The organism is Olleya sp. AS48 (assembly GCF_038900355.1).
Lineage (GTDB): Bacteria > Bacteroidota > Bacteroidia > Flavobacteriales > Flavobacteriaceae > Olleya.
This window is the reverse complement of the sequence record NZ_JBBMRD010000001.1, coordinates 433621-445677: the sequence shown is the minus strand read 5'-3', so window position 1 is coordinate 445677 and position 12057 is coordinate 433621. Positions and strand designations below refer to the sequence as shown.

The following is a 12057-nucleotide window of genomic DNA, read 5'->3' as shown; positions in this document are numbered from 1 at the left end:
GTAAAACTTTACTTTTTAAGCGTTTTAATAATATTAATTGCTGTTTTTGTAAGGTTAGTAATGGTGTCTAAATCATAGTTACCATCTTTATCTTTTGCTATTAGTTTTGAGCCTATACCAACACACGTTACGCCTGCATTAAACCAAGATTCCAAACTTTGTTGTGTAGGTTCTACTCCTCCAGTTGGCATAATACTAGTCCAACTACATGGTCCTTTTATTGCTTTTACATAACTTGGATTGTAAGCATTACCAGGAAATAATTTTACTATTTCACAACCTAACTCTTCTGCTCTAGCTATTTCTGTTAATGTTGCACAACCTGCAGACCATAATACTTTTCTGCGATTACATACTAAAGCAATATCCTCTCTTAATACTGGTGTGACAATAAAATTTGCTCCTAATTGCATATATAATGATGCAGCTGCAGCATCTGTAATTGAGCCAACACCTAAAATCATTCCAGGTAAATTAGCAATTGCATATTTGTTTAGTGCTGCAAAGGTTTCAAAAGCAAAGTCTCCTCTACTTGTAAACTCTAAAAGTCTTGCACCACCATCGTAACATGCTTTTAATATTTTTTTACTGACTTCTATGTCTTCATTATAAAATAAAGGAACTAAGCCTGTCTTTTGCATTACTGATGCAACTTCTATTCTTGAATATTGTGCCATGTTATTGTTTTTTATCTTGAAACTTTTCCTGATGAATCACCACTTAATAATTTTTCTATGTCGTTAAGTGTTACTAAATTAAGGTCACCAGATATAGTATGTTTTAAACAGCAAGCTGCTACTGCTATATTTAATGCTTTTTGTTTATCTGTATCGTCATTTACTAAACCATAAATTAATCCACCCATAAATGCATCTCCACTTCCTACCCTATCTACAACTGGAGTTACCTCTTTAACATCTGCATTATAAATTGTTTTTCCGTCATATAATACGCCTCCAATACGTTGGTGCGATGCACTAACTGAATATCTTAATGTAGTCGCTGCAGTTTTTAAATTAGGGCATAATTTAAATAATTGGTCGTATAAAGCTGGCAACGATTTTTCATTTTGATAATTAGGGTCTACTTTATCTTTACCTAACATAAAAAATGCAGTATCAATATCGCCTAAAATTACATTACTATATTTTAAAAGTTCTGGCATGATTTGATCTGGAGTCTTACCATATTGCCATAATTTGGATCTATAATTTAAATCTGAAGAAATTGTAATCCCTAATTTATTAGCAACTTTTAAGGCGATTAAGCACTCATCTGCAGCAGATTGAGATATTGCAGGTGTAATACCGCTCCAATGAAACCAAGTTGCATCTTTTAAGACCGCTTCCCAATCTATGGATCCAGTTTGAATAGTTGACATAGAACTGTGAGCTCTATCATAAACCACATTACTACCACGTGTACCTGCTCCAGTTTCTAAATAATAAATACCTAGACGATCACCTCCATAAATTATGTTTTTAGATTCGACATTAAATTTGCGCATCTCTTTAAGTGCACAAGCGCCAATTTCGTTATCAGGTAATCGGGTTACAAATTCAACAGGAATACCATAATTTGCTAATGATACTGCTACATTAAATTCTCCACCACCATAAGAGGCAGCAAATGTTTTTGCTTGAGAAAATCGCAAATGACGTTCTGTTGAAAGTCTAAGCATTATTTCTCCGAATGTGACAATTTTACTCATTTTATAAATTTGATTACTATTCTATTAATTGTATTAAAAGCCAGATTGTTTTGCTTAAATCTATTGTATTACCGTGAAGATAATCAATTGACAAAACAAAACAATCTGACTTTATAAATTTAGGTTATTAAATACCTAATGCTTGACCACCACCAATTTGGATAGTTTCTGCTGTGATAAATGAAGCATCATTACTTGCTAAGAATGAAATTACACCTGCTACATCTTCTGGCTGACCTAATCTACCTAACATAATATTATTTGCCCAAGATGCAAATACTTCTGGCTTAGTCGCTTTAATTTGTGCATGAAAAGGTGTATCAATTGTACCTGGAGATACAGCATTAACACGTATTCCGTATTCTGCTAAATCTTTAGCCAATGCTCTTGTAATGGCATGCACACCTGCTTTAGACGTACCATAAATTCCTGCTCCTGGTCCACCTGCAGTCCATCCTGCATTTGATGTATAGTTTATTATTGAAGGGTGTTCTCCTTTTTTAAGAAAAGGAATTGCAGCTCTAGAAGCAAAAAATACAGAGTCTAAGTTTAATGCCATTACGTTTCTGTAAAACTCAGTTGTCATTTCTTCAAATCTAGAACGACCACCTAATCCACCTGCATTATTAACAAGTACATCAATACGACCATATTTTTCTCCAATTTTAACGATGTTTTCTGTTACTTGTGCTTCACTTGTAACATCAAAACCATAATATTCTGCAGTGATACCTAAACCTACTAATTCTTTTAGTTTTTCAGCTCCAGCTGCATCATCAATACCGTTTAAGATTACAGTATAGCCATCTTTTCCTAATCGTTTTGCTACCTCAAAACCAATTCCACCTGTGGCTCCTGTTACTATAGCTACTTTTCCGTTTGTATTACTCATTTCTAATTGTTTTTATTGTTGTTATTCTTTATTTAAAAATCTATGTGCTTAATTAATTACTTGGTTTTAAAGGTTCTATTTTAGGACATAATATCCAGATAGCCAATAATGCAATTATTGCTAAAGCGCCTCCTATTAAAAAAGCGGGAGTATAATTACCTCCTGTTGTTATAAACGTTACTAAAAGAGTTAATCCTGCAGCACCTAGTTTTGCTGCCATACCAGCAAAACCTGATAATGTTCCTACTATTTTTCCACCAAACATATCACTAGGTAACGTTTGGATATTTCCGATTGCTATTTGAAATCCAAAAAGTAATACTGCCATAATAATTACTGCAGTTGTAGCAGATCCTGGTGCTTTAAGTAAAAAGAAACAAGGAATCATAATTAAACATCCTAATGTAATTACCATCTTTCTAGTTTTATCCACTGACCAACCTGCTGTTAATCTATTTTGCGCTATAAGTCCACCAGCCCAAGCACCAATCATAGCACCAACGTAAGGTAACCAAGCAGAAAATGCGATTTCTTTAACGTTTAAACCAAAGACTTCAGATAAATATATTGGTATCCATACTATAAATAACCACCATATAGGATCTAATGCTGCTGATGCAATAATTACTCCCCAACTTTCTTTATGTTTAAGAAGTTGTGCAGTTGTTGGTACATAACCATCATCGTAATTTCCATCTTGATCTAAGTCTTGATTTTTTTGTCCAGATAGAATGTATTTTCTTTCATCCTCTGATAACCATGGGTGTGTTTTTGGTCCTGACTTTACAATGTATAGCCAAGGTATTAACCATAATAGCCCAAGAGCACCTACAACTATAAATATAGCTTTCCACTCTAAATAAGCAGATAATAATCCTATAACAGGATAGGCTACTATACCTCCAATTGCAGCTCCAGAATTAAATACGCCTTGTGCTAAAGCACGCTCTTTAGTAGGAAACCACTCTGCATTTGCTTTCGCTGCTCCTGGCCAATTACCAGCTTCAGCTAAACCTAATATTGATCTAAAAATTGAAAAACTTAGCATACCTTGTGCAAATGCATGAAACATAGTTGCTATAGACCATACACCTATTGAAAGCGCAAATCCCATTCTAGTACCAATCCAATCAAAGATTTTACCAAACAATGCTTGACCACCAGCATATGATAATATAAAAACCGTTGATATCGTTCCAAATATTAACTTATGTCCATCTTGATCCATGTCTGGGAATAGATCTTTAGCAATTTCAGGCCAAAGTGCTCCAAAAGCTTGTCTGTCTATGTAGTTAACAACTGCAGCCAAAGCTACAAGTCCAACTACCCACCATCTAAGTCCTTTTAATTTCATGTTTTTTTTTTAATTTAAAAAAATAAAAGTCTAAACCAAATAACAAGTAACTACTCATTATCAGTTGATTAACTTAATTTATATTGTTTTTGATTGAAAATAATTTGAGATTTAACGATCTTAAATTATCATCTGTTTATTTTATAAGTTATAACAGTATTTATACAGTTCGTTAAAATGATTTTTCATTGCCTGTTTAGCTTCAATTGGGTCTTGATTTTTAATGGCTTCAAAAATTAATTCGTGTTCTTTAATTGCTGTTTCAGACAAATTTTTATCACAAACATGATACTTTTCAAAATTTGTAATTATTTCTGGTGTAATAATTAACATAAAAGTATTCATTGTACTGTTTCTACTTGCTCTTGCAATAGCTAAGTGAAATAACAAATCTTCTTGAACTGCATCTTCTTTATTAATTACTTTATTTTTATAAGCATCCAAGGCAGATTTCATTTTTTCTAAATCCTCATCTGTACGTCTTAAAGCTGCTAGTCTAACCGTTTTTAATTCTAACAAAATTCGGGTTTCTACTAACGATTTAAAATCTGGATCCTCTAATCTTAAAATATCTTCTATCATACCATTAAGCGCTATGACTCCAATATTTGCTACAAATGTTCCGCTTTGTGGAATTGATTTTAACAGACCATAAAACTCTAATTTTTGAATGGCTTCCCTTACACTACTTCTAGAAACTTCAAACATTTCTGATAACATACGTTCAGCTGGCAATTTATCTCCAGGTTCAAGATTTTTTTTATTAATTAAATCTCTGATGTTAGCAATTATTGTCTTCTGAATATTAAAATTTTCGTTTTTTGTAAGGATTTCCAATTTCATATAAATAACATTTTATTTATTTAACTTTTCATGTCAAATTTAAGAATTCTGAGTAGACTTTTATTTAATTATTAAGCTAAACTTTAAGGTCTTTTTAATGACCTATAAAGCCTAACTTAACAACAAGACTAATCAAATATTTTTAGTGTTTGACTTCTAAATCATAATATCTAACTTTTGCAAAAGCCCCTTCATCTCTGGTTTGCAAATAGTTTCCTGCTTTAAAATAGTTTTCAAAAATACCCCATTTTTTCATGTGGATATCTTCATAAACTTTGTATTCGTTTTCATTTAAAATAATCACCATTTTTCCGTCAGAAACTTCCACTTCTAAAGTAAATTTTTTGAATCCTACTTCTTGCTCAAAATTAAATCCTTCGTCATCATCCCAAGCATCTTCATGTAACATTTCTTCTTCTGTTGCATCTAAGTTTTTAAGGACTTTTGTTTTTACTCTAATTTTTCCTTTGTCCCAATAAATTTTAAGAATTGGTGGTGCATTATTATCTTTCTCTCCTATTAAATCTCTTTGTTCATTAGTTAATCTACCATGAATTTGCATAATGATAGTGCGATGATATTTACCCTCACTATCTTTAGAAATATCATCTATTGCTAATTTTCCTTTCATATAACCACCTTGCTTAAATGTCCAATTAACATTATTCTCTCCAGATACCATTTGCTCTCTTAGTTCTGACCTAGAGTATTTAGTATTTGCAGTGGTTGCGCTACTTGGAAATGCATAAAAAACAATTGCTCCTTTTGTAGAATCGTTATACATATACGGTTTTAACGATTCATTTGTAGCGTAATCCATAATTTCTGGAGGAGACACTTCTTGTGGCTTTTTACCATCACCAGCAGGAGTTGTTACTTTCCAATGGGTTAAATCTATGTTTGGCAGTTTATATCTATTTCTTTTCTTTTTTTTCTTCTTCTTTTTTGATTCAACTTTAGACTCTGTAACAACCTTATTAGATTGACAGTTAGCATTGAAGACTGAAACAAAAACAAACAAGACTATTAATTTAAGTTTTATACGCATAAGTTTCAGTCTTTAATTTTTATTGATTGTTATTAATTATTGTAAATCAGCTGTAAAATTATCTACTCTAGCTTCTTCACCTTGATTGGTGATGTAAATACTTACTGTGTTATTAGCACCAGAATTAAACATAATGTTTACTGGCGTGTAAGCTTCTGCAGATCCAGTAAAAGATTGTAAGATTGCTGCATCTGTTTCAGCTTGAGTAGTAAATCCTCCACCTGCAAGTATTGCAACTGTACATGATCCACCAGCAGCTTCTAGTCTATATGAGTAAGAAATTACGTAATCTGTGTTTGGAGATACTTCAATTTCTTGGTAACCAATTCTGTCTCCTGCTCCTGGAAATTTAGCTGCTTGTCCACCATCTGGAACAGTACTACTTGTATTAATTTGAATTACTCCACCTAAGTTAGAGTTTTTCCAAGAATCACGACCATCTCCTGAACCATCAGGTAATGTATTATCCTCAAAACTTGGTTCTAGAATAACAGGTATGATAGCTAAAGGCTCTTCTGGTTCAAACACCACAACATCTATTGTTACTGTATCTGATGCACCATTAGCGTCACTTGTTGTTAAAGTTACTGGATAAGTCCCTTCTCCTGCTTCAAATGTATAAGTAGGATCTTGATCCGTTGTTGTTACACCTCCACCAAAATTCCACAAATACATTGTAGATTCTGAGGATAAATCAGAGAAATAAATCTTTTTAAAATCATCTATATCTGCTGCATATGTAAAATTTGCAGTTGGTAAAACAGTGTCTGCTTTTGAATTAGCGTCTGGTAACTCAAACTCAAATTGATCTTCGCAACTTGTAAAAGTGAATGACATAATCATGCTTACAAGTAAAAACGTAGTCGTACGAATAATATTAACTTTGTTTTTCATATTTTTTTATGTTTTAATATCCTGGGTTTTGACTTAAAAGTCCATTACTTATATTAATTTCTCTAGCTGGAATAGGTAGTAATAAATCTCTTGTATTAAAAGTGTAGTCCATCTCTGTAGCATGTGCACTTAATACTGAGTTTGCAATTCCAAATCTTACTAAATCAAAGAATCTATGGTTTTCAAAAGCCAGTTCTACACGTCTTTCATTAATTAAATCTTGTTTAGTAATCGCATCTGGAGCATCTATAGTTGGCATATTAGCTCTTAATCTAACTTCGTTAAAAGAATCTCTTGCTGCTTGTACTGTTGTTTGCGTACCACCTGCCATAATAGCTTCTACATGCATTAATAATACATCTGCATAACGTGATACAATCCAATCGTTTCCTGCTTGACGTGGATTTGGACCATAATTATCTGCCAATCCAAAACCATTAGGTAAAAACTTAGCTACTTCGTAGAAAGAACCAACTGTAATGTAAGATTCTGCTGTTCTATCTCCTCCATATAGTCCAAAGTCCGCAATTAAATTATCGTTAATTACATTTAAGCCATCTTGTCTACCAACAGATGTTGTAAACTCTGATGAGAATCCTTGACTCTCTGCAGTGTTACCTGCTACATAACCAATTGCAAATAGTATTTCATCGTTTAATTCTGAGTAATACACATCATGAAAGTTTGGCATTAATGAGAATTGCATGCTTTGTATTATTGATTCGCATAATTGTTGAGCGCCTAAATAATCTGGTGATTGTTTAGTTAAATATACTTTAGCTAATAATGCTTGTGCAGCTGCAGTAGATGCTCTTGACTTATAAGTACTATTTAAATTTAATATTGCTTCTTGTAAGTCTTCAATTATAACAGTGTAAATAGTTGAAGTACTAACTCTTGTAAAAAGTACATCTGTTTCTTCTGGACCAACTACAGATGTAATTAATGGTACATCACCAAATAAACGTACTAGGTTAAAGTAAGCGTATGCTCTTAAAAATTTAGCTTCAGCTGTGTAAGATGCTCTATTTGCTGCATCTGCTTTTTCAATATAATTTAAAACAGTGTTTGCTCTAAAAATGATCTCGTAAGAACTAGCATAGTAATCCTCTACTTCCACATTATTTGCATCTACTAAATATCTATGAAAATCTGCTTTTGATCCTTCTGTTGTAGCAGATCTAGTATTATCAGTTCTCATTTCTGTTAAAAGATATTCAAACTGTACACCTCTATTATAATTTGAAGAGTTAGTTTCGGTATCTTCATTTACGCCTTGAATAGCATCGTAAATTCCGATAATTCCAGCAAGTACATCGTCATCGTTATTAAAAAACTGATCAACTACTACTACTGAGTCTGGCGTTGGGTTTAGAAAATCATCGTTACAAGAAAATAACATCATTCCTGAAACTAAGACCGCTATATATTTTATATGTTTCATAATTTATATGTTTTTTTTAATTAAAAGTCTACGTTTAAACCAAAAGAGATAGTTTTAAAAATAGGTGTACCTGCTCTTTGTGCACCATATTGTGTTGGTGTATCATCATCTACAAACTCTGGGTTAAATCCATTATACTCACTAGATGTAATGTATAATAAGTTTTGAGCAGTAGCATAAACTCTTAATTTAGATAAACCAATTCTTTCTGTTATGTCATCTGGTAAAGTATATCCTAAGTTGATGTTTCTTAAAGAGAAGTAAGATGCACTTTGTACCACGTCATCTGTTAATACTCTTTCTTGTAAAAATGAAGCATCTGGAATAATTCCTGCATCGACTACTTCTTGCGGACTAGTCGTTGCACCTTGCCAATGTGTTGCAAAATATTGGTCTCCAATGTTTTTAACCTCTGCACCATGACTACCTTGAACCATGAATGAAAAATCAAATTGATCATAACTAAACTCATTAGTTAAACTCCAAACTAATTCTGGGTAAGGATTACCTAAGATTGCTTTATCTTCTTCTGTAATTAAACCATCACCATTTAAATCTTTTACAATTACATCTTGTGATTGTCCATTAATTGGGAAGTATGGAGACTCCCAGTATTGATTTGCTAATTCTGTATCTACTACATAACCATAAAAAGATGATATTGGGTTACCTACTAGGTTTATCCATTGTGAGTTTCTACCAAATGTATCTTCTGGAGTTGCACCATTTGAATCACCATAATCAGTTAATTCATTTTTGTTTGTAGAAGCGATTAAAGTTGTGTTCCATCTAAAGTTTTCTGTCGAAATATTTTTTGTTCTAAACTCTAATTCAAAACCACTATTTACTACTTCTCCTAAGTTTACAATACCTTCAGAAAAACCTGTCGTGTAAGATACTGGGTTGTTTAACAATAAGTCATTACTTGTTCTTTTATAATAATCTAAAGAACCACTAATTTTGTTGTTAAATAATCCAAAGTCAATACCTGGATTAAATTCTTTTGAAGCTTCCCATCTTAACTCTGCGTTTGCAATATTAGCAGGAGAAAAACCTGTAGTAACGTTACCATCTATAATAGCATTTGAGTCGTTTAATAAAGATAAGTATGCGTACCAATCTGTAAGATCACTTCCTGTATCAAAGTTTTCGTTACCTGTAAGACCGTAACTTACTCTTAATTTTAAGTTGTTTACAACATCGCTTTCGCTTAAAAAATCTTCGTTAGATACATTCCAACCTAAAGATAATGCTGGGAAGTTACCCCATTTTGTACTTGCTCCAAATACAGAACTTGCATCACGTCTAAATGACGCTGATAACAAATACTTGTCGTTATATGCATAGTTTACCCTTCCAAAATAACCGATTTTATTTTTTTCGATATTATATTCTCCGTAGCTAGCAATTGTAGTTGCTGCATTAAGATTTTTAATTAAGTCATTAGTATAACCAGAACCTTCTACTGCACTGTTTTCAATTCTTCTATTTTGAACTGTAAAACCTGCAAGAAAATCAAACTCATGGTTTCCAAAATCTTTAGAATATGATAAGGTGTTATCCGATATTATACGTCTAGATTCTCTGTTTTGCAACTCGTAAGATGCTCTACTTGCTCCATTTTGGTGGTGTTTTGTACCATTCCAACGCGTTCTTTTTCTTCCCTCTAACGTAACACCAAGTGATGTTTTAGCTGTCAGTCCGTCTAAAATTTCATAACTTAAATATGTAGAACCTAAAAGCTTATTATTAAATTCATAATGCTCTCTTTCAGCATATTGCGCGTAAGCATTAGCATCTCCAGATGTACGTGGTCTAGTAGAACTACCATCTCCATCTAAATCAAGCTCCATTAAATGATCTTCTAAAAAGTAATCTCCTACTTGAAGATCTGGAAAATAGTAATTTGCAGAAGGGTCGTCTTGATTTACAAATTGAAGCGACTCTTCAGTATGATAAATTGGTAACCAAGGTGACTGTCTTATTGGATTGTGAATTGATGTTGGTAATGCTCTTCTTTTAGAATAAGAAGGAGTAAGACTTGCACCAAATTTTAATTTTTCGTTTAGCTTTGTATCTACTTTTAGTTTAAAGCTATATACTTTATAGTCATCTGTTAATACAACACCTTCATCATGAGAATATCTTAATGCTGTACTAAACTTTGTGTTTTTGTTACCACCTCTAGCAGAAAGCGAATGGCTAGTAATTTTACCTCCATCAAAAAACACATCTTGCCAATCTCTGTCTACACCTAAAGTACTAACTAATAGTTGCATGTACTGTGTTCTTTCTGATAGCTCACCAGTTTCAGCTAATTCTTTTGCAGCCCAATCACTTACGCTTTTTTTATAGTTATCACTATCGTGTGCTTCTTTAAATCCTGTATAAGTGTCATAGCTAAACTTAGTTTTTCCATCCTTACCACTTTTTGTGGTAATAATTATAACTCCGTTTGAACCTTCACTACCATATATTGCTGCAGATGCTGCATCTTTTAAAACCTCAAAAGACTCTACATCGTTCATATCAATACTACCAAGAAAATCAGAACTAACAACAATTCCGTCGACTACTACAGCAGGACCAGAACTAGCATTAATAGATCCTGTTCCTCTAATACGAATGGTTGGTGCAGCTCCAGCCTCAGCAGATGTTGCTTGTATATTAACACCAGACACTTGACCAATTAATGCATCATCAACTCTAGGTACAGCGATTTGATCTAAATCATCATTTACAACCTTAGATATTGAACCCGTTAAATGGCTTTTCTTTTGAGTACCATAACCAATTACAACGACTTCTTCTAAAGTATTAGCATCAACAGTTAAAGATATATTAACTTGTGTTTGCTTATCAATAATTACTGATTGAGCAGCATATCCAATATATGAAAACTGTAAAACGTCTCCAGCTTTAGCATCGATTTGATAATTACCATCAAAATCTGTACTAGCTCCTGTATTGGTGCCTACAATAATAACATTAACGTTAGGTAATGGCATATTGTACTCTGCGTCAACCACTACCCCTTTTACTGTTAACTTTTCTTGCGCAAAAGCTGCAATACACATAAAGAGCATTGCAAATAGTGCCGATTTAGCTTTTAAATTCATAATTAATTTTTAAGTTTTAGTTAATTAATTTGTTTCACTAAAAACATAAATATTAGGCAAGTATCAATATGTTTGTTACTTTTGTAATGTTATGTTTTTGCATAATAACTTCCCGTCAAAGAAGTATTTTTATAAAAAGGATAAGTTTTAAAACTTGTCCTTTTTTTTATTTATTTACTATAATTCAAATTGGTTTACCAATCTGGTTTACCAAATATATATAAAATTTTGTTAATTACAACGTTTTCGTAAAATTTAAATGTTAAAATAGAGGATGTTAGTGTTAAAATAGCAAATAAATGTGCGTTACGCTATTACTATATTTTTTAACTAAAAACCTTCTAACATGTAGATAAATAAGAAATAATAATGCTTATTTATCCGAAAAATACGACGGTCCAACTCCTGTTAAAAAATCTTCTCTTACAGGACTAAAAGTATCTATTAGCTGTCCTTCTTCTAAACAAATTGCACTATGTAATAGATTTGGTTCAATATAAACACCATCACCAGCTTCAACAATTTGCTTAACACCATCAATTTCAAATTCAAATTTTCCAGAAACACAATACGTAGCCTGTGTATGAAAATGTTGATGAGGCGCACCTAAAGCTCCTTTTTCAAACTTTACACTTACCATCATAATTTGATTGTCATAACCTAAAAATTTTCTGGAGACACCACCTCCTAGTGTTTCCCATTCCATGTCTTTTGCGACAATGTACTTTTCGCTAAATCTTTTCATTTTTATC

The 12057-nt window shown here is 32.5% G+C and carries 10 protein-coding genes; all 10 read right to left on the bottom strand.

All coding sequences use genetic code 11. The features are described 5' to 3' along the window. Nucleotides 1–8 precede the first annotated feature (8 nt). The 10 genes from WNY60_RS02105 to WNY60_RS02060 all read right to left on the bottom strand — a co-directional run bounded on the left by WNY60_RS02105 (nucleotide 9) and on the right by WNY60_RS02060 (nucleotide 12050). Nucleotides 9–677 carry a bifunctional 4-hydroxy-2-oxoglutarate aldolase/2-dehydro-3-deoxy-phosphogluconate aldolase gene (locus tag WNY60_RS02105; protein WP_145001704.1) on the bottom strand — a complete coding sequence of 223 codons (669 nt, stop codon included), beginning with the start codon at nucleotides 675–677 and terminating at the stop codon, nucleotides 9–11. 11 nt (nucleotides 678–688) lie between these two features. Then, entirely contained in the window at nucleotides 689–1711 is a 1023-nt protein-coding gene (locus WNY60_RS02100) for a sugar kinase (RefSeq protein WP_145001705.1), read from the bottom strand. Nucleotides 1712–1838: 127 nt separating this feature from the next. Beyond that, on the bottom strand, nucleotides 1839–2603 hold the full coding sequence (locus WNY60_RS02095) for an SDR family NAD(P)-dependent oxidoreductase (protein WP_342861332.1): 765 nt from the start codon (nucleotides 2601–2603) through the stop codon (nucleotides 1839–1841). Nucleotides 2604–2655: 52 nt separating this feature from the next. After that, the gene (locus tag WNY60_RS02090) at nucleotides 2656–3957 is read right to left on the bottom strand and encodes an MFS transporter (RefSeq protein ID WP_342861331.1); all 1302 of its coding nucleotides are present in this window, start codon (nucleotides 3955–3957) and stop codon (nucleotides 2656–2658) included. A gap of 141 nt (nucleotides 3958–4098) precedes the next feature. Further along, entirely contained in the window at nucleotides 4099–4800 is a 702-nt protein-coding gene (locus WNY60_RS02085) for a FadR/GntR family transcriptional regulator (protein ID WP_342861329.1), read from the bottom strand. Between the two features lie 142 nt (nucleotides 4801–4942). Next, a complete protein-coding gene (locus WNY60_RS02080; RefSeq protein ID WP_342861328.1) occupies nucleotides 4943–5848 on the bottom strand; it encodes a polysaccharide lyase family 7 protein in 906 nt (301 codons plus the stop codon). 36 nt (nucleotides 5849–5884) lie between these two features. Beyond that, a complete protein-coding gene (locus WNY60_RS02075; RefSeq protein ID WP_342861327.1) occupies nucleotides 5885–6742 on the bottom strand; it encodes a PKD domain-containing protein in 858 nt (285 codons plus the stop codon). A 13-nt stretch (nucleotides 6743–6755) separates the two neighbouring features. Then, complete coding sequence (locus WNY60_RS02070) at nucleotides 6756–8186, bottom strand: RagB/SusD family nutrient uptake outer membrane protein (protein ID WP_145001711.1); 1431 nt, start codon at nucleotides 8184–8186, stop codon at nucleotides 6756–6758. A 20-nt stretch (nucleotides 8187–8206) separates the two neighbouring features. Further along, entirely contained in the window at nucleotides 8207–11305 is a 3099-nt protein-coding gene (locus WNY60_RS02065) for a TonB-dependent receptor (RefSeq protein ID WP_145001712.1), read from the bottom strand. 373 nt (nucleotides 11306–11678) lie between these two features. Further along, entirely contained in the window at nucleotides 11679–12050 is a 372-nt protein-coding gene (locus WNY60_RS02060; protein WP_145001713.1) for a cupin domain-containing protein, read from the bottom strand. Between the last annotated feature and the right edge of the window lie 7 nt (nucleotides 12051–12057).